Source organism: Prochlorococcus sp. MIT2309, assembly GCF_059772305.1.
Genome location: NZ_CM186282.1, coordinates 1,392,944 through 1,417,064 on the forward strand (window position 1 = coordinate 1,392,944; position 24,121 = coordinate 1,417,064).

Consider the following 24,121-nt stretch of genomic DNA (forward strand, 5'->3'; position numbering starts at 1 on the left):
AATGTCTAGGAATCTTACTCTTGATATATCAATAGTTGTACCAATTTATAATGAAGAGAAAAGTCTCCCTTTCTTGATTGATCAAATTTTGGAAGTTATGAATGCTACAGGGGAAATTTTTGAGGTAATTATTATTAATGATGGATCGACCGATAAAAGCGCTGATGTTTTATATCAATCTTGCTTGAAAATCCCAGAGCTAGTTTGTGTATTACTTAGAAAAAATTACGGGCAAACTGCCGCTATGGCAGCGGGATTTGATACTGCAAAGGGTGAAATTATAGTAACACTTGATGGAGATTTGCAGAATGATCCAAGTGATATTCCTAATTTAATTAAAAAAATAAGAGATGGTTTTGATCTTGTTAGTGGATGGCGTTTTGATAGAAAAGATTCAAAAATTTCTAGGAAATTACCATCAAAAATAGCTAATTTATTAATCGGTACTGTTACTGGTGTGCATTTAAATGATTATGGATGCTCGCTGAAAGCATACAGAAGAGAGGTGCTAAATGATATTAGGCCATATGGGGAATTACATAGATTCTTACCAGTCTTAGCAAATATAGAGGGTGCAAAAATAACGGAAATAAGAGTAAATCATAGACCTAGAATTCATGGTAAAAGTAAATATGGAATTGACCGAACTTTTCGTGTATTAATGGATCTTTTAACTGTTTGGTTTATGAATCGCTTCTTGACAAGGCCTATGTATGTTTTTGGCTTTGGGGGCATTTGTGCAATCTTTGCTAGTTTATTGGCCAGTGTTTATTTACTTATTATTAAAATCTCAGGAGAAGATATTGGAAGTAGACCATTGCTAACGTTTTCATTAGTTCTTGGAATAGCCGGTGTTCAGCTGTTTTGCTTTGGTCTTCTCGGTGAACTTCAAATAAGAACTTATCATGAAAGTCAAAATAGACCGATCTATCGCATAAGAAATACATTTAAAGGCAAACGTGCTTTGGAGTGATTTTTATCTATTTTTTTTGACGTGTAGTTGAATTTTCTTATCCCTGCCGCTGCAGCTTTGATTACTTTACTTTCACTGTCTTTTAACCCTCTCCTAATTATTGGGCGGATTGAAGAATGTCCCCATCTACTTGCAATAGATACGGCCAATAATCTGTCCCCAGGATTAGAAGAGATTAATTGAAAAAGCTTGTTTCTTAATTTCACCCTTTCTCTTTCTGATGAGGGCAAAGTCCATTCGAATTTGTCTAAGTTATTTTCACTAAATTGCGAGTTTATTTTTTTGTCATTAACAAGCGATATTTGGCTTTGAGCAATTTCTGAAACATAGTCCTTGCTCTGAAATTCTCTAAATGTTTGTTTTGGCTTTTTCCCAAGGGCCCACAGAAATAGTGCCAGACAGAAAGCCAATCCTCCAAAAATGATTTGATTCATAAAGTTTTAATGAATATCGGTATTATTTCAACTTACCAGTTAAGAAAGGATTGAACTTTTATGTCACAGATGAAAATTTTAGATTTTAAATCCTATGATGGTTCCCATACCGTGAGAAGTTTTATGACTAGTGATTTTGCGGCAAGTTTTCTTCCACAAATTTTTGTTCCATTAATCGGGATAATGGGCCCTGCAGTTTTTATTGTCCTAATTGGTAGGTACATAACTGCCTCTGCTGAATAGTTCTCTCACCATTTTTTCTCACAAAATTTTTATTTCAATGACTGAAACTACAGAAAAAACCATGTCTGAGGAATGGGCGGTAAAGACAGTTTCTGATCCTTTTGTTGGAAATCTTGCCACTCCAGTTAACTCAGGTTGGTTTACCAAATGGTTTATTAATAATTTACCTTTTTACAGAGAGGGTATCTCTCCAAACTTTCGAGGCCTTGAGGTTGGTGCAGCTTTTGGTTATTTACTCTATGGACCATTCTTTATGACTGGACCTTTAAGAAGTACAGATTTTGCTCTTACAGCAGGATTATTGGGGTCTGTTGGTGCAGTTCATATAATGACGGCATTATTTGTTTTATATAATTCCCCCGGTAGAGATCCAAATGTACAGCCTCCTGACTGTACGGTTGATAATCCACCTAAAGATTTATTTACCAAAAAGGGGTGGTCAGAGTTTCTAAGTGGATTTTGGTTAGGTGGCTGCGGAGGTGCAGTTTTCGCTTGGCTTTTAATGGGGACATTACATCTTGATATGCTCCTTCCTCTCGTAAGGGAATATCATCTTTTCGGTGCATAAAAACTTGCTCAGCATACTAATAATAAAATCCTTAAAAATTGACTTTAATATCTTTTAAATAAATGCTTAATTAACAAGCATTTATTTTTTATAGAAGTTAAATCATACCTCTTTGCCTCAACAATAATAGAATTTAGAATAAATTACTTTAATTATTTTGAGTCATCGCTTGGATAAGTTGTTCTTCGTAAGAGAACAATTTTCTTATTTATAATATTATTTTTCAAGGTCTCATAGATAGGAATTATAATTAATATTTTTTTTAGGCAATGTCCAATAGTTTGAAAATTAATCAGTTGAAGAAAACAATCAAGTTAATCTTATTGTCATTTTTAGCACCTTTTTTATCAAAAAAAAACCCGTCTTCTAGAGACGGGTTTTTTTTAAATTAATTTGAATATTTTATCCAAATTTACCAGAGGTAGAAGCAACAACGAAAGCACCAAAAGTTATGAAGTTTCCAACTGTAAAATGAGATAAACCAACAAGCCTTGCTTGAACAATTGATAGAGCAACTGGCTTATCACGCCATCCTACTAAGTTTGCAATTGGAGTACGTTGATGTGCCCAAACAAGTGTTTCTATTAACTCTTGCCAGTAACCTCTCCATGAGATTAAGAACATAAACCCAGTTGCCCAGATTAGATGGCCAAAAAGGAACATCCAAGCCCATGGAGAAAGAGCATTCACTCCAAATGGGTTATATCCATTTATTAGTTGGGCACTATTTAGCCACAAATAATCTCTGAACCATCCCATTAGATAAGTTGCTGATTCATTGAACTGAGCTACGTTACCTTGCCAAATGGCTAAGTGTTTCCAATGCCAATAAAAGGTTATCCATGCAATTGTATTTAAAGCCCAAAACATGGCTAGGTAAGTAGCATCCCAGGCAGAACTGTCACAGGTACCTCCTCTTCCAGGTCCATCACATGGATAGGCATATCCAAAATCTTTTTTATCAGGAATTAGTTTGGAGCCCCTTGCATCAAGTGCGCCTTTGATGAGAATCAAGGCTGTTGTGTGAAGACCTAGAGCAATTGCATGATGCACTAGGAAATCTGCAGGACCAATGGGTAAGAAATTAGTCAGAACATCTGGCCGATTTATCATATCCATCCAATAATGGTTACCAGGCATTGATTGAGATGCCAAAGTTGCAGAGCTAGCAGAATTTGCAAGAAGCGCATTAAATCCATACATCACTTTTCCACTTGCTGCTTGAGCAAATTGAGCAAATACTGGCTCAACAAGAATTTGTTTCTCTGGGTTACCAAAAGCTACTACAACATCATTGTGAACATAGATACCTAGGGTATGGAATCCCAAAAGCATTGTTACCCAACTCAAGTGGCTTATTAAAGCTTCCTTAGTTCCAAGAACTCTTGCAAGAACATTATCTCTATTCAATTCAGGATCGTAATCACGTACAAAAAATATTGCACCATGAGAGAAAGCTCCAACCATCAAGAACATAGCTATATATTGATGATGAGTGTAAAGAGCTGCCTGTGTTGAATAATCTCTAGATAAGAACGCATAGGCTGGAAGAGCATCCATGTGTTGGGCAACAAGGCTGCATGCAACTCCCAAAGCGGCTAGAGCAAGACCTAATTGAAAATGAAGAGAATTATTGACTGTTTCATAAATTCCATCATGGTTAATTCCAAAATATCCTTTGTGGGGATCTTTGGGATGTCGTGTGTTGTGCGCTTCCGTAATTTCTTTAAGAGTATGGCCGATACCAAATGTATTTCTATACATATGACCTGCAATTATGAAAACCACTCCAATTGCAATGTGATGATGAGCAATATCAGTCAGCCAAAGTGATTCACTTTGAGGATGCAAACCCCCCAAGAAAGTAAAAATTGCAGTTCCTGCACCTTGTGATGTTCCAAAAACAGCATCTACTGAATCTGGATTCTGAGCATATGCACCCCAGTTACCTGTGAAAAATGGAGCTAAACCTGCTGGATGAGGAAGGATTGTTAACCAATTATCCCAGCCAACATGTTGTCCTCTGGATTCTGGAATTGCAACATGAACCAAGTGACCAGTCCAAGCAATGCTGCTGAAACCAAATAAAACTGCTAAATGATGGTTTAGTTGGGCCTCAGCATTTTTAAACCATGCCAGGGATGGACGGAATTTAGGCTGTAAATGAAGCCATCCTGCAAAAAGCATCCAGCATGACAAAGTGATCATAAAGATCGAACCTTGAAAAAGTTGCTCATTTGTTCTCATACCAATGGTGTACCACCAGTGATAAAGGCCAGAATAAGCAACGTTAACTGGTCCAGTAGCTCCAGCTTGAGTTAAAGCATCTGTAAGCCCTTGTCCAAAATGTGGATCCCAGATTGCATGAGCAATAGGTCTTACATGTGTTGGGTCAGTTACCCATTGTTGGTAGTTACCTTGCCAAGCGATATGGAATAAGTTGCCTGCAACCCATAGGCCAATAATCGCCAGATGACCGAAATGAGTAGCAAAAAGCTTTTGATAAAGCCTTTCCTCTGTCATCCCATCATGACTTTCAAAGTCATGAGCTGTAGCTATTCCGTACCAGATTCTGCGTGTTGTCGGGTCCTGAGCTAGACCCTGACTGAACGAGGGAAATTTCGTTGCCATTTTTGATTAAAAAGGTCAGTTAGAGTTAGCCCAGACCGATTAGGCGGGCGTGGAAGAAGGCCCAAGTAGTGGCTATACCACCAACAAGGAAGTGAGTTACGCCGACTGCTCGTCCTTGAGTAATAGAAAGAGCTCTAGGCTGGATAGTAGGCGCAAGCTTTAACTTATTATGCGCCCAAATGATTGATTCAAACAACTCCTGCCAATATCCTCTGCCACTAAATAGGAACATGAGACTGAATGCCCAAATAAAGTGTGCACCTAAGAACATTAGTCCATACATACTTATTGGCTGTCCGTAGCTAGTTAGGACTTGCGATGCCTGAGCCCACAAGAAGTCCCGGAGCCATCCGTTGATAGTTATGGAACTTTGAGCAAAGTTACCTCCAGTAAGTCCCCAAACATCACTTTGCATTTTCCAAGAGAAGTGGAAAATTACTATTGATAGACCGTTATACATCCAAAATAGACCCAAGAAGACATGATCCCAAGATGAAACTTGGCAAGTCCCCCCCCTACCTGGTCCATCACATGGGAACCTAAAACCTAACTGAGCTTTATCTGGGATTAATCTAGAACTTCTTGAAAATAAAACTCCCTTAAGAAGTATTAGAAGAGTTACATGAATACAAAATGCGTGAATATGGTGAATCATAAAATCAGCAGTACCAAGAGGTATTGGGGAGATTGCCACTTTCCCACCTATCTCAACGACGCTTCCATTGAAAACTTCGCTTACCGCTCCACTCTGCAATTGAACCTTAGTACCTGCGAGTGTTGTAGCACCAGCAGCTGAGGCATGGATATTTTGGATCCACTGAGCAAAAACAGGCTGAAGTTGGATAGCTTTATCGCTGAACATGTCTTGCGGTCTGCCTAAAGCCCGCATGGTGTCATTGTGAATATATAACCCGAAGCTATGAAAGCCTAGGAACATACATGCCCAATTTAAATGACTAATCAGCGCATCTCTGGCCTTTAAAATTCTGTCAAGAACATTATCTATATGTTTAGCAGGGTCGTAATCCCTGATCATGGCTATTGCTGAATGAGCTGCAGCTCCGCAAATGAATAAACCACCAATCCACATGTGATGAGTGAATAGCCCAAGAACAGTTGGATAGTCAATTCCTAAATAAGGATATGGAGGCATTGCATACATATGATGCGAAATGATGATGCTCAAGGAGCCAATCATTGCAAGGTTTATTCCTAACTGAGCATGCCAACTATTTGCAAGAAATTCATAAATACCCTCGTGTCCTTTGGGAGCCGGAAACAAAATTGGGTCTCCGTTATGACTATCAAGAATCTCTTTTAAAGTACTCCCGATTCCGTAACTAGTTCTATATAAATGACCACCAATAACAGCTAACACCCCAAATGCAAGATGATGATGAGAAATATCTGTCATCCATAAGCTTCCAGTAACTGGACTTAATCCTCCTTTGAAAGTGAGAAAATCTGTAAAAGCCCACCAATTAAGGCTGAAGAAATTCTCGACAGTTCTACCTGCTAGTCCTGGGAAAATTTGGCTTACTAGAGCTGGGTTACATAGCTCATGAGGTAATGGCAAATCCGCAACAGACGCAATTGGAACTCCATTTAATATCAATGGATTTCCAGAATCAATCCCATCAAGAAGTGCAGCAGTAGGCGCTCCTATATGGATGCAGTGGCCTGCCCAAGCTATTGATCCAAGTCCAACTAGGCCTGCTATGTGGTGATTAAGCATTGACTCTAGATTCCTGAACCAATCTAATTTTGGCGCAGCTTTGTGGTAGTGATAAATACCACCATGAAGCATGATTGCCGCCATCAACAGAGCTCCAATAGCAAGAGCCATAAGCTCCGTTTCATTGGTTACTCCCCAACCCCTCCACATCTGAAAAATTCCAGAAGTTATTTGAATCCCGTGATAATTACCTCCGAGATCTGCGTTGAGCATTTCTTGACCAACAATTGGCCAAACAACTTGTGCTCCTGGTTTTACGTGGGTTGGATCGGCAAGCCATCCAGAATAATTTGAAAATCGTGCGCCATGAAAAAATGCCGCGCTCATCCAAATAAAAATTACAGCCAGGTGGCCGAAATGTGCTGAAAAAACCTTTCGGCTTGTTTCTTCTAAATCTCCGACATGTGTGTCGAAGTCATGTGCGTCTGCGTGGAGGTTCCAAATCCAGGTTGTGGTTTTGGGTCCTTTTGAAAGCTTGCTAGACCAGAAACCTGGTTTATCTAGTTTCCCGAAGTCAATAGGCCTCGGGTCAGTCTCGACAGTTTTGTCGAGGACTGGCTTTCTTTTTTCTCCACTTTCAGGTGGGCTGATTGTCATCGAGTGATTCCTTGAGGAATGTGATCGAGGTGGGGTGCCACCACTAATAGATCCGTAGGTGCAAGCATAAAGCCGAGAAGCAGTTACTACGGGAGCATGTAACAAATGTTCTACACTTGAAATTCATGTTGGATAGGCAAAAATCTTTAGATTTTCGCAATAAATTGTCCATCTTGGGATTTTTACCTAGTTGAATTACAGAGAGTAATTGAAAAAGTTGTTGTAATTATGATAAACAATTGAGTGCCAATAAGATGCAAATAAATAAATCCTGTAAAGCTTTGTTCTTATTGAGTATTTCTCTCTAATTGCCGCTGAGAGGATTTCTATACTTCTATTTTTTTTTTCAATGGATCATCCTCAAACAATTCGTTTTTTTTTCTCAAGTAAATTTGTTACTAATTAATGTTTGGTTTTAAGCATTACCATCGAGCAATTTTCTCAAACAGAGATAAAATTAAATTTCTCTTAATGTTTAGCTTCGCTGAAAAAAGGATTTACGTCTTCCGCATCCAACAGACTTGCAATTGGTCTGTCATCTGGTAGTTGGCCTCTACTGCAAAAACTCAAAGATTTTGATTTAGTTGATCAAATAGCTTTGACTAGCTGTGCTGCATCGGAAATTGATGTTCCAGACTTCCTTGAAGTAGTTGAATCTCCGATCGAAATTATCCGGTTATTTTGGTCTTCTAATAATTGTTTGATTTTCATAGGTGCGATTGGTGCAGTAGTTCGTTTGATAGCACCTTTTTTGGAAGGAAAAGATAGAGACCCTGCTGTTATCGCAATGGACTCTTTCGCTCAACACATTGTCCCAATTGTTGGATTGCACAATGCAGGAGGGGAGGAAATAGCACTCGAATTGGCAATGAAACTTGATAGTGAGGCAATTTTCACTTCAGAGAGTAAAACTCAAAATCGATTGTCTTTGGACAATTTTGGTACTTCATGGGGGTGGACCAAGTCTGGAAATATTTCTGAATGGAGCGATTTAGTCAAATTAAATGCAAATAACAAGAGTATTAAATTTTTTCAAGCTTCAGGTTCAAAACTCTGGCAAAAATCTAATGCTGGCTTTGAGTTCATTCAGCAAAACAGTGGTGGAGCATTTCAAACCAGCTCTTTATTAAATGTTGGATTTAAAGCAGAAAGAGGCTGTAATTGGCATCCTCATACTCTCTGGGTAGGTGTGGGTTGCGAAAGGAATACCAGCAAAAGCCTCATAGAGAGAGCAATTTTTGAAACATTCTCGAGCAATGGTTTGGCTATGGGGGCAATAGCTGGTATTTGCTCGATTAGTTTGAAATCTGATGAAAAGGGTCTGATAGCTTTCGCTCAGGAAAATAATTATCAAGTCAAATTTTTCCCCGTAGATAAATTGAATTCAGTTGTTGCCCCAAATCCATCTGAGATTGTCAAGAGAGAAATTGGGGCTAATTCAGTGGCCGAAGCATCTGCAATTTTAGCTGCTGGAATGTCAGGCAAATTATTGGTAGAAAAAAAGATTTTTGTTGCAGGTGAAAACGAGACTGGTGGAGTAACAGTTGCAATTGCAAACTCAAAAACTCCTTATGCACCCAAGTTAGGAGAACTTCATCTAATTGGTGCGGGACCAGGAAATATCAATTATCTCACATTTGCATCAAGACAAGCTCTATCAAATTGTCCTGTTTGGATAGGCTATGAGATGTATCTTGATCTTTTGGAGCCTTTTCGCAGAAAAGATCAAGTGAGGATTAATAGTCAAATTAAAAAAGAGAAAGAGCGCTGTCAGGAGGCTATTAACCTAGCCATGCAAGGGATAAAAGTTTCATTAATTTCATCAGGTGACAGCGGTATTTATGGAATGGCAGGTCTCGCTCTGGAACTTTTGCTTGAATTTGATGAATCTAATAGGCCTTTATTTGAGGTTCATCCAGGAATAAGTGCTCTTCAAATGGCCGCAGCCAAAGCAGGCTCCCCATTAATGAGTGATTTTTGTGCAGTGAGCCTAAGTGACCTTCTAACTCCATGGCAAAAAATCATTGATCGAATAAAACATGCCTCAAAGGCTGATTTTATAATTGCCATCTACAATCCCAAGTCAAAAGATAGAGACTGGCAACTTGAGGAAGTTATTAGTACCTTGCTCCAAGACAGGTCCAAGTCAACGCCTGTGGTTTTATCGAGGCAATTGGGAAGACCTGGAGAAAAAGTGCAAATTTTTTCTCTTGGAGAAGTTCCAATTAAAGATGTTGACATGCTAAGTATTCTTATTGTTGGTAACAGCCAGAGTTATGTGAAGGATGGCTTTTTTGTCACGCCTCGAGGATATTTAACGACTTGAATTTTTAAGAAATAGCAAAAAAAAAAATCTTTTACTCTTACTTCCTAGAATTTATTTAATACGAACTATAAGCATTGCTTAAGCCTGAATGGTTGAGAGTCAAGGCTCCACAGCACGAGCGTATTGGTGCAGTAGCGGATCTTTTGGTGGATTTGAAACTTAATACTGTATGTCAGGAAGCAAGTTGTCCAAATATTGGGGAATGTTTTGCTGGAGGCACCGCAACTTTTTTAATTATGGGACCAGCTTGTACGAGAGCTTGTCCATATTGCGATATAGCTTTTGATAGGAGTAAAAGAGCACTTGATCCCACAGAGCCAATTCGTCTTGGCCAAGCAGTCGCAAGAATGGGTCTAAGGCATGTAGTTATTACTTCGGTGAATAGAGATGATCTTGAAGATGGTGGGGCCAGTCAATTTAGAGAGTGCATTAATTCGATACGAAAACTTTCGCCTTTTACAACTATTGAGCTATTGATTCCTGATCTTTGCGGTAATTGGGATGCATTGAAAGTTGTTCTTGATGGTGCACCAAATGTCCTAAACCACAACATAGAGACTGTACCTAGGCTTTATCGGAGAGTCAGACCACAGGGGAAATATGAACGATCTCTCGAACTTCTTCAACGAGTGCGAGATGGCTGGCCAAAAGTTTATACTAAATCAGGTCTTATGGTTGGTCTTGGGGAAGAAGATCGTGAAGTAAAGGAGGTGATGTTCGATCTACGTCATAATAAAGTTGACATAGTTACTATCGGTCAATATTTATCTCCTGGGCCAAAACATCTTCCTGTCCATCGATTTGTAACTCCTGAGCAGTTTGAAGCATATAGATCTGTGGGGGAAAAAAAACTTGGTTTTCTACAAGTTGTTAGCTCACCTTTAACTAGAAGTAGTTATCACGCTGGTGAAGTTCAGCGTTTGATGGCTAATTATCCGAGATGATTTTGTTTGTCAATATCTAACTTCCCAAAAACAGGTATCCATTCTTGAAGACGCCAATTTACAAGCTCACTTTTAATCATTGGATCCTTTTTTATAATTTTCAGAGCCTCTTCATAACTATTAACCTCGAGAATGAGAAGCCCACCACCACCAGGTTTTTTGTTGTCGTCAACCATGTAGCCGCTACATATCTTAACTCCTTTCATTGATAATTCCTTTACCCATCTTTTGTGTTGAGAGATGGAGACCTTAAGTTTTTCTGGATTTTGAATAATAATTTGTTCAATAAAATTTTCGATTTTTACATACAAAGCCATCTCAAACTAATACCTCTTCTATTACCTCCAAGCCAAGTTTCTTTTTTTCACTTGGAGGTACAATCACTTTAAAGAGTTTTTTCCATCGCACCCAGTCAGAGAGTATTTCTTTCGTTTTTAGACTTTCTGTCTGCTCAAGGTGTTTCTCAAGAAGAGGTTTAATTATCAATTCTTGTTCCGGAGTCGATAACGTATAAATATCTACTATCTCTGTATTGATTTTTTCTTCGATAAATTCATGTTCGTCTAATAAAAAGGCCACGCCACCAGTCATTCCTGCTCCTACGTTTCTACCCGTGAGACCAGTTACAACAACAACTCCTCCGGTCATATATTCGCAACAATGATCTCCAGTGCCTTCAATAACTGCGCAAGCACCACTGTTCCTAACAGCAAAACGTTCTCCTGCTCTACCCAATGCAAAAAGATGTCCTCCAGTAGCACCATATAGACAGGTATTACCGAGTATTACTTGCGAAGAGGAATTAATTTTTCGTTGATTAGGAATTACAGTTATGCACCCACCATTTATGCCTTTCCCAACATAGTCATTAGCCTCGCCAATCAAAAGAACATTCATACCTTTGATTAGAAAGGCACCGAAACTTTGCCCAGCAGATCCTAAAAATTTAAGATTAAGTTGACCTTTAAACCCTTTGTTGCCATATAGTCTTGCAATCTCTCCTGATAATCTTGCGCAGACACTTCTATCGGTATTAACTATTGGTATGGTTAAATTTATTTTTTTCTGAAAATTTATTGCCTCAATCAGTTTGGGATTTTCTAATAGCTCATTCTCTAAAACATCTCCGTTACTATGAGCATCAAGTTCATGTTTCAACCATGATCTATCTTTAGAATTTTCAGGAATATTAAGCAGGCTAGACATATCGATTTTGTTTGTTTTTGCAAGATTTACATTTCGTGTTTTAAGAAGCTCTGTCCGACCTATAATGTCCTCTAATTTGTATACACCCATAACACTCATTAACTGCCTGATCTCTTCTGCAATAAAAATGAAGAAATTGACGACATGTTCTGGTAGACCTGGGAATCTTTTTCTCAATCCCTCTTGTTGAGTTGCAACGCCCACAGGACATTTGTTTGTATGGCAAATCCTAGCCATGATGCACCCCTCAGCAATCATGGCAATAGTTCCGAATCCATATTCTTCAGCACCAAGTAATGCTGCAATTAATACGTCCCAACCAGTTTTCAAACCTCCATCAGCTCGTAGAAGGACACGATTACGTAGACCGTTTTGAAGTAGCGATTTATGTACTTCTGTTAGGCCTAATTCCCAAGGTAAACCTGCGTGTTTGATAGAACTCAATGGGGATGCTCCAGTACCTCCATCATGTCCTGAGATTTGTATGACATCTGCATTTGCTTTAGCCACACCAGCCGCAATTGTGCCGATACCTATTTCAGCAACAAGTTTCACGCTTACTTTGGCTACGGGATGAATTTGATGTAAATCATGAATAAGTTGTGCTAAATCTTCTATTGAGTAAATATCGTGATGAGGGGGGGGAGATATTAAAGCTACTCCTGGTTTACTGTTCCTGAGTTTTGCAATGTATGGATCTACTTTTGGTCCAGGTAATTGACCACCTTCGCCGGGTTTAGCTCCCTGAGCAACTTTAATTTCAAGCTGCTTCCCACTTCGAAGATATTCAGGGGTAACACCAAAGCGTCCTGAGGCAATTTGTTTTATTGCAGAGCAAGCTGTATCTCCATTCCTCAAACCGCCGATACTTGGGAATGTTGTCGAACGGTGATCAGCATCTACGTCATTGATAATCTTGAAGCGTGCAGGATCTTCTCCCCCTTCTCCACTATTACTTTTGCCCCCAATTCGGTTCATGGCTACTGCAAGAACTTCATGAGCTTCTCTAGAGAGAGCTCCAAGACTCATTCCACCAGTGCAGAATCTTTTGCAGATACTCTCAACGCTTTCAACGTCTTCGAGAGGTATGGGTGAGTCAGCTTTTTGAAAAGTCAATAAATCACGCAACGCAGTCGCCGGTCTATTTTCTAAAAGGTTTTGATAGGTTGAGAAATGATCATACCCAGGGCCTTCCTTTACAGCTGAATGTAATAGCTTAGACATCTCGGGATTATTCAGATGATATTCTCCACTACTTCTGTATTGAACAAAGCCAAGAAACTCCAATTTGTTTCTATCAAGTTCTGGATAGGCTTTTGAATGAAATGTAAGTGTTTCACTTGATAATTCCTTAATGCTTAGACCTGCAATGCGGCTAGTTGTGCCTTTAAAAGCCAAGTCAATTAAATCGGCTCCTATCCCAATTGCTTCAAATATTTGAGCACCGTGATAACTCGCTAAAAGAGATATCCCTATTTTTGAGAGAATTTTTCTAAGGCCATCCTCAAGGGCTTTTTTTAAATTACTTTGCGCTTCTTTAATGCTCAGGTTGGAAAGTTTTCCTGTTTCAAAAAGTTTTTGAGTTTTTGGTAGTTTCCACCAATGTCTTGTTGTCTCCCAGGTTAACCAGGGGCATACAGCGCTTGCTCCGTAACCAATTAGGCAAGCAAAATGATGAGTGCTCCAGCATTGAGCAGTATCAGCAATTATTGATGCATTGAGTCTTAATCCTTTTGCTAATAAATGGTGGTGAACTGCACCTACTGCAAGCAAAGGGGGAATGTAAGTTGTCTGAGGGTTTATTCCACGATCTGAGAGAATTAGTACTTCACTGCCTTGTCTAACAAGTTCTTCTGCTTGATTACACAATTTGTATAGGCTATTTTCTAAACCATCTACTCCATCTGAGATGTTCAACAAGGTAGAAAGTGTAGTTGTGTTTAATCCTTTTTTTGAAATTTGTACAAGTTCCGACTCATTGAGTATGGGACTTGGCAGATGTATGATTTTATTTGAGTTATGTTCGATTGCCAGTGGTGAACTTCTCTTGCCTAGATGCATTTCTAGGCTCATGACTAATTTTTCTCTAAGGGGGTCAATTGGTGGGTTGGTAACCTGAGCGAATCTTTGTTTGAAGTAGTCGTATAGTAAGTGAGGCTTCTCGGAGAGGATGGCGAGAGGAATATCATCTCCCATGCAGTAGGTTGGTTCTTTTGCGACACCTGCCATAGATTCGATGATAAAATCAAAATCTTCTGCGGAGAACCCAAATGCTGTCTGTTGTTTAAGGAGATCAATTTTTTCAAGTAAAGTCTCCTCTTCCCAGATATTAGGCAAAAGAAACGTATGTTTATTTTTTAATAAATTTTGATAGGGATGCCTTTTTGCTGTTTCTTTTTTTACTTCCCAATTCCTTAGAAGTTTCCCCCTCTCAAGATCAACTGCAAGCATCTGCCCTGGCCCAAGCCTTCCCTTTTCTATTATTTGTGATTCATCTAATTCAACAACGCCGGTTTCTGAACCCATAACTACAAAATCATTATCTGTTATGCAATACCTTGCAGGACGAAGTCCATTCCTATCTAGCGTTGCACCAATACTATGACCATCTGTAAAAACCAACAGCGCAGGACCATCCCATGGTTCTTGAATCCCAGCGGAATATTCATAAAAGGCAGTAATTTCTGGTTTGTCAGATAACTCAGGTTGGTCCCTGAAAGCTTCTGGGACCAAAGTTAAAAGACTATCTGTAATGGGGCGACCGCTTCGAACAAGAAGTTCGAGAGTGGCATCAAGATTTGCTGAGTCACTGAAGTTCTCGTTAACAATGGGTTTGATGTCGTCAGAAAATTCTCCCCAAACATTTTCTAAATTCCCTTGGGATGCCTTAGCCCAATTAAGGTTGCCAAGAAGAGTGTTAATTTCACCATTGTGCCCAAGTAATCTCATTGGTTGAGCTAACGGCCATCTTGGAAGAGTATTTGTGCTGAATCTTCTATGGTAGACAGCATAGGAAATTGAGAATCTAGGATCGAGAAGGTCTAAATAAAAGGCAGAAAGTACTTCAGACCTGACCATACCTTTGTAAACAACTGTCTTTGTGCTAAGGGAAGCGAAATATAATTCCTCAGCTTTTTTGCCAATTGAATCTTTGGCTTTTTTAATTATTAGTCTTCTAAGACGAAATAAAATTACATCAACATCCTGCTCACTTTGTTCACTTGCAACTAACCACTGAGAGATGAAAGGAACATTTGCTTTGGCCAAAGGTCCAAGAACTGAGCGGTTTACTGGTACATCTCTCCATCCAATTGATTTGAGGCCGAGTTTTTCAGCTTCAGCTACACAAATTGTTTGAATTTTCTTCCTGATCTCAGAATCTTGAGGAAGGAAAAGCATTCCCAGCCCAGTTGATTTCTGATCTATGTTCTTTGATTTCTCCCAGATGGTCTTTAGATAATCCCAAGGTATTTCACACAAAATACCTGCACCATCGCCTGAGTCACTATCACCACCACAACCACCACGATGTTCCATGCAGCTGAGACCTCTTAATGCTTGTTTAAGGACCCAGTTGCTTTTTTGACCTTTAATGTTCGCTAAGAATCCAACTCCGCAAGCATCTCTCTCTCCAGATAATGCACCTGGGGAGCTGCTATCGCAGTACGGCCAATTTGGTTTAACTTTCAGTTCATGCATAATTGATCTTCAACCGTACTGGTTCTTCTGCCAAATCGAGAGGAATTCAGTGCGAAGGGCATTTGAGGATCTTTAAAAAGGCTAATAATTCTGGAAAACCAAGCCGTATGTTTTGGAAATCCATCGAAATTTGTGATTGCCTTAATACCTCTATAGCTCTAATTTATGCAATTAGGCTACTAGTTGAATTTTTTAATCCAATTGAAATAGGCTTCATAGAAATTTCCACAAATCTTGTTACTTCGCGAATTTAGAAGCTTCGAATTCATAATATGCCTTATGACCAAGTAATCTATTAATTACTAGTTAGTCCTAATCCGAAACCAAAGCTCAATTTCAATGCCAACCATTCAACAACTAATTAGAACCGGGAGATATAGTCTAACGAGAAAGACTAAGTCCCCTGCTCTGAAAGCTTGCCCTGAAAGGAGAGGAGTGTGCACTCGTGTCTATACCTCAACTCCTAAGAAGCCTAATTCTGCTCTTAGAAAAGTTGCCAGGGTTAGATTAACTTCAGGTTTTGAAGTTACTGCTTACATTCCAGGTATTGGTCACAATCTCCAAGAACACTCGGTTGTCCTTTTAAGAGGAGGAAGAGTTAAGGATTTACCAGGTGTTCGGTATCACATAATTAGAGGGACTCTTGATACTGCCGGTGTTAAAGACCGCAAGCAAGGTCGATCAAAATATGGTGCCAAATCACCCAAAGATTAAAAATCTCTAAATCGCATTTTTCAAATTAGTTATGTCACGACGCAACGCAGCAGAAAAGCGTCCGGTACTTCCGGACCCTCAGTTTAATAACCGTCTTGCAACGATGATGGTCCACAGGCTTATGAAGCATGGAAAAAAATCAACTGCTCAGAGAATCCTCTCTGATGCCTTTGGATTAATTAATGAAAGAACGGGATCTAACCCAATAGAACTTTTTGAAACGGCAATTAAAAATGTTACCCCTTTGGTAGAAGTCCGAGCTCGAAGAGTTGGTGGTGCAACTTATCAAGTCCCAATGGAAGTTCGCCAAGAGAGAGGCACTGCAATGGCGCTTAGATGGCTAGTTAACTTTTCTCGTGCCAGAAATGGCAGGAGCATGGCTCACAAACTTGCCGGTGAACTCATGGATGCAGCAAACGAGGCTGGCAGTGCGGTTCGCAAAAGAGAAGAAACGCATAAAATGGCTGAAGCAAACAAAGCATTTGCTCATTATCGATATTGAATAATTAATTTTTTAAAATACTTTCTTTTTTACCTGCAGACCTGTAGAGTCTCATACTTAATTTTAAGCCATTTAAAGGAGAGTTTCCTGTGCCTCGCGACTTTCCCCTGGAACGGGTCAGAAATATTGGTATTGCTGCTCATATTGATGCAGGTAAGACCACTACAACTGAAAGAATCCTTTTTTATTCCGGTGTTGTTCACAAAATCGGTGAAGTTCATGATGGTGCAGCAGTAACAGATTGGATGGCCCAAGAGAGAGAAAGGGGCATCACAATCACTGCTGCAGCCATATCAACAAGCTGGCAGGACCACCGAATAAACATTATCGATACTCCTGGTCACGTTGATTTCACGATCGAAGTTGAGCGCTCAATGAGAGTGCTTGACGGAGTAATAGCAGTTTTCTGCGCGGTTGGAGGAGTTCAACCTCAATCTGAGACAGTCTGGCGACAGGCCGATCGGTATAGCGTCCCCAGGATGGTTTTTGTAAATAAAATGGATCGAACTGGTGCAGATTTTCTAAAAGTTTATGAGCAAATAAAGGATAGGCTTAAAGCCAATGCTGTTCCTATTCAGCTTCCCATAGGGGCTGAGGGAGAACTGAAGGGAATAATCGACCTTGTAGGCAATAAAGCTTACATATACAAAAATGATCTTGGGACTGATATTCAGGAGACTGAAATCCCTGAGGAAATGGCTGATGAAGCAGCTGAATGGAGAGCAAAGCTCATGGAAAGTATTGCTGAAACTGACGAAGAACTTATCGAGCAATTCCTTGACACAGGTGAATTAAATGAGGATCAGTTGAAAAAAGGAATTAGGGAAGGAGTTCTCAAGCATGGCTTGGTGCCCTTGCTTTGCGGATCTGCTTTCAAGAATAAAGGTGTGCAGTTGGTATTAGATGCAGTTGTTGACTATCTTCCTGCACCAGTTGATGTACCCCCTATTCAAGGCATACTTCCAAACGGTAAGGAGGCAGTTAGACCATCTGATGACAATGCACCTTTCAGTGCATTGGCTTTTAAGGTTATGGCTGATCCTTACGGCAAATTAACTTTCGTGCGAATGTATTCAGGAGTTCTTGAGAAGGGCAGTTATGTTATGAACTCAACAAAGGATTCTAAAGAAAGAATATCCAGACTTGTTGTGTTGAAAGCTGATGAAAGAGAAGAAGTTGATCAACTCAGAGCAGGAGACCTGGGAGCGGTTTTAGGACTGAAAAGTACCTCTACTGGAGATACATTGTGCACAACTGATGAGCCAATTGTTTTAGAAACTCTTTTCATTCCAGAGCCTGTTATTTCTGTTGCTGTCGAGCCAAAAACAAAGGGTGACATGGAGAAACTTTCTAAGGCTCTTCTATCTCTCTCAGAAGAGGATCCTACTTTTAGAGTAAGTACAGACCAAGAAACTAATCAGACAGTCATAGCTGGGATGGGTGAACTTCACTTAGAAATTCTTGTAGACAGGATGCTCAGAGAGTTTAAGGTTGAAGCAAATATAGGCGCCCCGCAAGTTTCATATAGAGAAACTATTCGTTCAAGTTCTAGAGGAGAAGGAAAATATGCTCGTCAAACAGGAGGTAAGGGACAATATGGTCATGTTGTTATTGAAATGGAGCCTGGAGAACCAGGATCAGGTTTTGAATTCGTAAACAAAATTGTTGGCGGAGTCGTACCCAAAGAATATATTGGTCCTGCCTCAAATGGAATGAAAGAGACATGTGATTCAGGTGTTCTTGCAGGGTACCCATTGATTGATGTAAAAGTCACTATGATTGATGGTTCCTTCCACGATGTGGATTCTTCTGAGATGGCCTTCAAGATTGCAGGATCGATGGCTTTCAAAGATGGTGTAAAGAAGTGCAACCCTGTTCTTCTTGAGCCAATGATGAAAGTTGAGGTAGAAGTCCCTGAGGATTTCCTAGGTTCTATAATTGGAGACCTGTCTTCTCGTAGAGGACAGGTTGAAGGTCAGTCGATTGATGATGGACAATCTAAAGTGCAATCCAAGGTACCCTTGGCTGAAATGTTCGGTTATGCCACTCAACTCCGTTCAATGACACAAGGCCGAGGTATATTCTCAATGGAGTTCAGCAATTATGAGGAAGTTCCTCGAAATGTTGCTGAAGCCATCATCTCTAAGAATCAGGGCAATTCCTGATCTGTAAACTCAACTCCACAACTAACTAAACCCCGATTCTTTAAAAAAAATGGCTCGCGAGAAGTTCGAGAGAAACAAGCCTCACGTCAACATTGGAACAATTGGCCACGTTGACCATGGCAAAACAACCCTCACTGCAGCAATAACTAATGTGCTGGCTAAAAAGGGACAGGCACAAGCCCAAGATTATGGGGACATTGATGGTGCCCCTGAGGAACGTGAGAGAGGTATTACCATCAATACCGCTCATGTTGAATATGAAACGGAGGGCCGTCACTATGCTCATGTTGATTGCCCTGGACATGCTGATTATGTGAAGAACATGATCACAGGAGCAGCACAAATGGATGGTGCAATTCTTGTTTGCGCGGCTACTGATGGACCCATGGCTCAAACAAAAGAGCACATTCTCCTTGCGAAACAGGTTGGTGTTCCTGCTCTTGTTGTTGCTCTAAACAAATGTGACATGGTTGATGATGATGAAATCATCGAGCTTGTTGAGATGGAGATCAGTGAACTTCTCGAGGGATATGGTTTCAATGATGTACCTATCGTTAAGGTTTCTGGATTAAAGGCTCTGGAAGGAAGTGCTGAATGGGAAACAAAAATCGAAGAGCTTATGACTGCTGTCGATGATTCCATACCAGAGCCAGAGAGAGAAGTTGATAAACCATTTTTGATGGCAATTGAAGATGTTTTCTCCATAACAGGTAGAGGAACAGTTGCAACCGGAAGAATCGAAAGAGGAAAAGTAACAGTTGGAGAGGAAGTTGAAATCGTGGGTATTAAAGATACCCGTTTAACAACCGTTACTGGTGTTGAAATGTTCCGAAAACTTCTTGACGAAGGAATGGCGGGAGATAATGTTGGCCTATTACTTAGAGGGATTCAAAAAGAAGACATCGAACGTGGAATGGTTCTTGTTAAGAAGGGTTCAATTACACCTCATACAAAATTTGAAGGAGAAGTTTACGTACTCAAAAAAGAAGAAGGTGGCAGACATACACCATTTTTTGCTGGTTATAGGCCACAGTTTTACATCAGAACAACTGATGTGACTGGTCAAATTACTGCTTTCACCTCAGATGATGGAAGTAATGTTGAAATGGTTATGCCTGGTGACCGCATTAAAATGACTGGTGAACTCATCTGTCCAGTTGCTATTGAACAAGGTATGAGATTTGCTATTAGAGAGGGCGGCAGAACAATAGGGGCTGGTGTTGTATCTAAGATTATCGAATAATTAAAACTTGATGGCTGGGAATTGATCCCGGCCATCAACTATTATTCTCATATAGTCTCCAAGCTAAGCCTAAAAAGGTTTTTTTTGCATCTAGACAACTTGTTTATCACTTTCCAAGGAATTTCAGGGTATTTCTTATGTCAACAGTAATTGCACAGCAAAAGATTCGTATTCGACTGAAAGCTTTTGACAGAAGAATGCTCGATCTCTCCTGTGAAAAAATAATTGAGACAGCAGACAATACATCTGCAAGTGCAATTGGACCAATACCATTGCCCACTAAACGTAAAATTTATTGCGTTTTGAGATCTCCTCATGTAGATAAAGATTCACGAGAGCATTTTGAAACCAGAACACATAGAAGAATTATTGACATTTACAGCCCTTCAGCAAAAACTATTGATGCTCTTATGAAACTTGATTTACCCAGCGGTGTTGATATAGAAGTTAAACTTTGAAGCTTTTTTTTCCTCAAATCCCTGATCATGTATCTAGGATTAAGATAAGTTTTTTTTGCGTCCCGTGACCGAACTATCAGTCAGGGAGTTACCGCTTTTCCCATTGCCTGAGGTTGTCCTTTTCCCTCAAGAGGTACTCCCTTTGCATATCTTTGAATCTAGATATCGGATCATGCTTAAAAGCGTTCTGGAATCAGATAGTAAATTTGGGGTAGTTAGATTAGATACAAAAACAAAAAAAGTTGCTGAAGTTGGATGTTGTGCTCAAATTATTAAACATCAGACCTCTGATGATGGAAGAAGCAATATCGTAACCATGGGTCAGCAAAGATTCAGAGTATTGGACATAACTCGCGAGGCCCCTTTTTGCACTGCTCTTGTTAGTTGGATAGATGATGAACCACCAATTAATCAGGATAGTTTGAATAAACTCTCTCAATCCGTTTTAGGAGCACTCAGAGACGTTGTATCGCTTAGTGGGAAACTAACTGATTCCGAAACTACACTTCCCGAGGGATTACCGGAAATTCCCAGGGAGCTATCCTTTTGGATCGCGGCTCATCTTGGTGGCCCAGCAGCTGATGAGCAACAAAAACTCTTAGAAATGAGAGATACTACAATTCGGTTGGAACGAGAATTTGAAATGCTTGATCATACAAGAAGACAACTTGCTGCCAGAACAGCTTTAAAAGATACTTTTTCCAATGCAGATCAGAGAAATAATTAATGCCTAGCTGGATTTTTCTTTTAAGTTTAATTTGTATAGTTTTTTGCCTGGGTAGTATTTATTGGTTTAAACGTGCTCGTGCATACAGCTCATCTGAGAGTGTTGCACTGGCATATGATTCTTGGACTAAGGATGCTTTATTGGAAAAGCTATGGGGTGAACATATTCACTTGGGGTTTTATAAATTGGGTGAGAGAAAACCAGATTTTAGGAAAGCAAAAGTTGATTTTGTTCATGAACTTGTTAAGTGGAGTGGATTAAATCTTTTGCCAAGAGGTTCAAGAATTCTCGATGTGGGATGTGGCATTGGTGGTAGCTCGAGAATATTGGCTGAGGAGTATGGTTTCGAAGTTGTGGGTGTAACTATTAGTCCAGCGCAAGTTGATAGGGCAAGAAATTTAACCGGTGATGAAGTTACCTGTCGTTTTGAGGTTATGGATGCTCTAAATCTGAGTTTCCAGAATGGATCTTTTGATGGGATTTGGAGTGTTGAAGCAGGTCCTCACATGCCAGATAAACAACGTTACGCGGATGAGATGTTAAGAGTCCTCAGGCCAGGAGGAGTATTGGTTGTAGCTGATTGGAACCGGAGAGATCCGCTGGCATGTAAAACAACGATTTTTGAGAAGTTTATTTTGCGACAACTATTAAATCAGTGGGCTCACCCAGAATTCTCGAGTATTAATGGTTTTAAAAAAAATATGTTAAGTAGCCCATATTCAGCAGGTCAAGTAGAAGTTGATGATTGGACTCAATTCACCCTGCCTTCCTGGAATGATTCAATTATTGAGGGTTTTAGAAGACCAAGTTCTATTTTATCTTTGGGTATACAAAGTATTTTTAAGGGTATTAGAGAAATACCTACAATTTTGATGATGAGATGGGCTTTTTCAAAAGGCCTTATGCAATTTGGCGTATTTAAAACCCGAGGCTAAAATTTAAATTTCCTTGATTTCATGGTTAGGATAAGAGCCAAAGAAAACAATATGTTCGCAAAGTGGAAATAGTATCTTTTCAAGTTCATCTTTGATATTAAATGTTTTTTGGTTAAGTTCAATATCAATAAAAAATATATATTCACCTAATTCTCTTTTTGATGGCCGGGATTCAATCCGACTCATATTTAATCCAAAGTTAGCAATACAATTAAGTGCTGCTAATAATGCTCCTGGAGTATTTGATTTGAGTGAAAATGCAAGACTTGCATATTCACTATCTCTTATAACTTCCTGGTTATGTAGTAAAACAAATCTAGTACAGTTACCCTGAATGTCATTAATTGGGTAGGCTAATTTTATTAGATCATTTAGGTCCTCAATATTATTTGAACCAATAGCAGCTCTGAACTTGCTACCTTTAACCATACGTATTGCTTCAGAAGTTGAATTAGTAGGAAGTAGCAACGCATTTGGAATATTCTGATTTAACCATTCACTGCATTGGGCTAAGGCTTGCGGGTGAGAGAGTACCTCAGATATGTTCGATAATTGCCCACAGCTATAAAGTGCGTGGCGAATAGGCATCACTATGGCTCTTCTAATAAATAATTGTGGATGTGCCCATAAAGAATCAAGAGTTGTAGTCACTCCACCTTCTACAGAATTTTCGATTGGTACTACAGCAGCTTCACAATCTTTATTGGCAATATGCTCGATGACATTGCGGAGGCCTTTACATGGTAAGAACTCAGGTGCATCAAGCTTTTCAAGATTTGAAAGCAGACAAGCTGCTTGCTCAGCATATGTTCCTTTTGGTCCTAAATAAGCTACACGTGTTCGCATTAGTAAAAAAAAAGAGTAAGGGAAGATAAAATCATGCCGCACAAGCAATTGACTATGCCTCTGGCCTTTGACGCACGACAAAAACTAGATCTGCCTGTAAAAAGCAATTCTGAGCGCCTTCCTGATTATCTCTTACAAGAGGAGAGAGTTGTTGGCGCAATGCTTGATTCTAGAAAGCTGACTCCATTGGAACCAGGAAAATTTAGATATGTTGTAACTAGTTTCAATGTATTTCAATTGCAGGTAAACCCAGTTGTAACTATTGGAGTGGTAAGCTCGCCTGGGAAATTAAGTATGCATGTTACTGATAGTCAGCTTGATGGCTTGGGTTTTATTGATGACTTTGAGCTAACTCTACAATCAACTTTAGAAGCTACCTCTAGAGGCCTGGAAGGAGAAGCCATACTGGGAGTTACAGTAAGTCAGCCACCCCTTTTAAGGTTGATCCCACCCAAAATACTCGAGTCAACTGGGCATTCAGTACTTAATGGGATACTTCTGGGCATCAAGGCGAGAGTTGGGAAGCAGCTTATTGAGGACTTCAATAAGTGGTGCAATGAGTAAATTATTAGCAATAGATGCCTAAATATTACTAATTTTTTTTAAAAAAGTCTTTCGATGTAAATCGCTTATTCCATATTTTTTTATTGCATCAATGTGTTCTTTTGTTCCATAACCAACATTGCTATGTAACCCATATTTAGGGTAATTTTCTGCAAGACATTGAATGAAAATATCTCGAGACTTTTTTGCAATAATGCTGGCTGCTGAAATAGCAGGATATCGGCTATCTCCTCTTATGAAAGTCTTTTGAGGCCCCTCCCAGCCTCTTATTGGTAATGAGCCGTCTACATAAATAAGAGTTGGGTTTTCCCTTAATTTTTTTAATGCTCTAATCATTGCAAATTCAGTTGCTTCCCTGATGCCTTGGTTATCTATTTCTTCAGCAGTCGCCTCCCCAATAGACCAATCCAAGCAATTATTCTTTATTAGCACTGATAACGCAGAAATTTTTTTTTTGGATAATGTTTTACTATCTTTTAGACCAGCATTTAATAGTATTTCTTCATTATCTTTGTTTAAGACAACTGCACCAGCAAATACAGGACCAAAAAGACATCCCCTTCCAACTTCATCAACTCCGACAATTTTGGAATTGCTGTTTTTCATAGGAA

20 protein-coding genes are annotated in these 24,121 nt (G+C 39.6%); 13 read left to right on the plus strand and 7 right to left on the minus strand.

Annotation, left to right across the window (positions count from 1 at the left end; translation table 11 throughout):
• Position 1: 1 nt before the first annotated feature.
• The gene (locus AC6EJA_RS07610; RefSeq protein WP_498502057.1) at positions 2–973 is read left to right on the plus strand and encodes a glycosyltransferase family 2 protein; all 972 of its coding nucleotides are present in this window, start codon (positions 2–4) and stop codon (positions 971–973) included.
• Here AC6EJA_RS07610 and AC6EJA_RS07615 read toward each other — a convergent pair.
• Positions 928–1,407 carry a hypothetical protein gene (locus AC6EJA_RS07615; RefSeq protein WP_498502058.1) on the minus strand — a complete coding sequence of 160 codons (480 nt, stop codon included), beginning with the start codon at positions 1,405–1,407 and terminating at the stop codon, positions 928–930. The two genes, AC6EJA_RS07610 and AC6EJA_RS07615, sit on opposite strands and share 46 nt — an antisense overlap.
• Before the next feature lie 123 nt (positions 1,408–1,530).
• On the opposite strand from AC6EJA_RS07615, the gene AC6EJA_RS07620 reads away from it, so the two are divergent.
• On the plus strand, positions 1,531–1,650 hold the full coding sequence (locus AC6EJA_RS07620; protein ID WP_498502059.1) for a photosystem I reaction center subunit VIII: 120 nt from the start codon (positions 1,531–1,533) through the stop codon (positions 1,648–1,650).
• A gap of 37 nt (positions 1,651–1,687) precedes the next feature.
• Positions 1,688–2,218, plus strand: coding sequence for a photosystem I reaction center protein subunit XI (locus AC6EJA_RS07625; protein ID WP_498502060.1), 531 nt, complete (start codon positions 1,688–1,690; stop codon positions 2,216–2,218).
• 402 nt (positions 2,219–2,620) lie between these two features.
• Here AC6EJA_RS07625 and psaB read toward each other — a convergent pair whose 3' ends face one another.
• Both psaB and psaA read right to left on the minus strand, forming a co-directional pair.
• The gene (psaB, locus tag AC6EJA_RS07630) at positions 2,621–4,849 is read right to left on the minus strand and encodes a photosystem I core protein PsaB (protein ID WP_498502061.1); all 2,229 of its coding nucleotides are present in this window, start codon (positions 4,847–4,849) and stop codon (positions 2,621–2,623) included.
• Between the two features lie 25 nt (positions 4,850–4,874).
• Positions 4,875–7,181, minus strand: a complete 2,307-nt coding sequence (gene psaA, locus AC6EJA_RS07635) for a photosystem I core protein PsaA (protein ID WP_498502062.1) — start codon at positions 7,179–7,181, stop codon at positions 4,875–4,877.
• 598 nt (positions 7,182–7,779) lie between these two features.
• Here psaA and cobJ point away from each other — a divergent pair.
• Positions 7,780–9,507 (plus strand): precorrin-3B C(17)-methyltransferase, encoded by a 1,728-nt coding sequence (cobJ, locus tag AC6EJA_RS07640; protein ID WP_498502063.1) that lies wholly within the window; start codon positions 7,780–7,782, stop codon positions 9,505–9,507.
• Between the two features lie 74 nt (positions 9,508–9,581).
• Positions 9,582–10,451: a lipoyl synthase gene (gene lipA / locus AC6EJA_RS07645; RefSeq protein WP_498502064.1), complete on the plus strand. Its 870-nt coding sequence runs from the start codon at positions 9,582–9,584 to the stop codon at positions 10,449–10,451.
• Here the strand turns inward: lipA and AC6EJA_RS07650 are convergent.
• On the minus strand, positions 10,439–10,768 hold the full coding sequence (locus tag AC6EJA_RS07650; RefSeq protein ID WP_498502065.1) for a YciI family protein: 330 nt from the start codon (positions 10,766–10,768) through the stop codon (positions 10,439–10,441). The two genes, lipA and AC6EJA_RS07650, sit on opposite strands and share 13 nt — an antisense overlap.
• A 1-nt stretch (position 10,769) precedes the next feature.
• Complete coding sequence (gene gltB, locus AC6EJA_RS07655; RefSeq protein ID WP_498502066.1) at positions 10,770–15,356, minus strand: glutamate synthase large subunit; 4,587 nt, start codon at positions 15,354–15,356, stop codon at positions 10,770–10,772.
• A 339-nt stretch (positions 15,357–15,695) separates the two neighbouring features.
• Here gltB and rpsL point away from each other — a divergent pair, with 339 nt between their 5' ends.
• The 7 genes from rpsL (at position 15,696) to AC6EJA_RS07690 (ending at position 22,100) form a co-directional block, all read left to right on the plus strand.
• The gene (gene rpsL, locus AC6EJA_RS07660) at positions 15,696–16,070 is read left to right on the plus strand and encodes a 30S ribosomal protein S12 (RefSeq protein ID WP_498502067.1); all 375 of its coding nucleotides are present in this window, start codon (positions 15,696–15,698) and stop codon (positions 16,068–16,070) included.
• Between the two features lie 31 nt (positions 16,071–16,101).
• Positions 16,102–16,572, plus strand: a complete 471-nt coding sequence (gene rpsG / locus AC6EJA_RS07665) for a 30S ribosomal protein S7 (protein ID WP_498502068.1) — start codon at positions 16,102–16,104, stop codon at positions 16,570–16,572.
• A gap of 89 nt (positions 16,573–16,661) precedes the next feature.
• Positions 16,662–18,737 (plus strand): elongation factor G, encoded by a 2,076-nt coding sequence (fusA, locus tag AC6EJA_RS07670; protein WP_498502069.1) that lies wholly within the window; start codon positions 16,662–16,664, stop codon positions 18,735–18,737.
• Between the two features lie 49 nt (positions 18,738–18,786).
• Entirely contained in the window at positions 18,787–19,980 is a 1,194-nt protein-coding gene (tuf, locus tag AC6EJA_RS07675) for an elongation factor Tu (RefSeq protein ID WP_498502070.1), read from the plus strand.
• A 137-nt stretch (positions 19,981–20,117) separates the two neighbouring features.
• Entirely contained in the window at positions 20,118–20,438 is a 321-nt protein-coding gene (gene rpsJ / locus AC6EJA_RS07680) for a 30S ribosomal protein S10 (protein WP_498502071.1), read from the plus strand.
• Between the two features lie 64 nt (positions 20,439–20,502).
• Positions 20,503–21,165, plus strand: coding sequence for an LON peptidase substrate-binding domain-containing protein (locus AC6EJA_RS07685; protein WP_498502072.1), 663 nt, complete (start codon positions 20,503–20,505; stop codon positions 21,163–21,165).
• Positions 21,165–22,100 carry a methyltransferase domain-containing protein gene (locus tag AC6EJA_RS07690; RefSeq protein ID WP_498502073.1) on the plus strand — a complete coding sequence of 312 codons (936 nt, stop codon included), beginning with the start codon at positions 21,165–21,167 and terminating at the stop codon, positions 22,098–22,100. Before AC6EJA_RS07685 ends, AC6EJA_RS07690 begins: the two co-directional genes overlap by 1 nt.
• Positions 22,101–22,103: 3 nt before the next feature.
• Here the strand turns inward: AC6EJA_RS07690 and pheA are convergent, their stop codons facing one another.
• Positions 22,104–22,946 carry a prephenate dehydratase gene (gene pheA, locus AC6EJA_RS07695; protein ID WP_498502074.1) on the minus strand — a complete coding sequence of 281 codons (843 nt, stop codon included), beginning with the start codon at positions 22,944–22,946 and terminating at the stop codon, positions 22,104–22,106.
• A gap of 54 nt (positions 22,947–23,000) precedes the next feature.
• On the opposite strand from pheA, the gene AC6EJA_RS07700 reads away from it, so the two are divergent.
• The gene (locus AC6EJA_RS07700) at positions 23,001–23,510 is read left to right on the plus strand and encodes a DUF1997 domain-containing protein (RefSeq protein ID WP_498503577.1); all 510 of its coding nucleotides are present in this window, start codon (positions 23,001–23,003) and stop codon (positions 23,508–23,510) included.
• An 18-nt stretch (positions 23,511–23,528) separates the two neighbouring features.
• Here the strand turns inward: AC6EJA_RS07700 and AC6EJA_RS07705 are convergent, their stop codons facing one another.
• Positions 23,529–24,116 carry a ribonuclease HII gene (locus tag AC6EJA_RS07705; RefSeq protein WP_498502075.1) on the minus strand — a complete coding sequence of 196 codons (588 nt, stop codon included), beginning with the start codon at positions 24,114–24,116 and terminating at the stop codon, positions 23,529–23,531.
• Positions 24,117–24,121 lie beyond the last annotated feature (5 nt).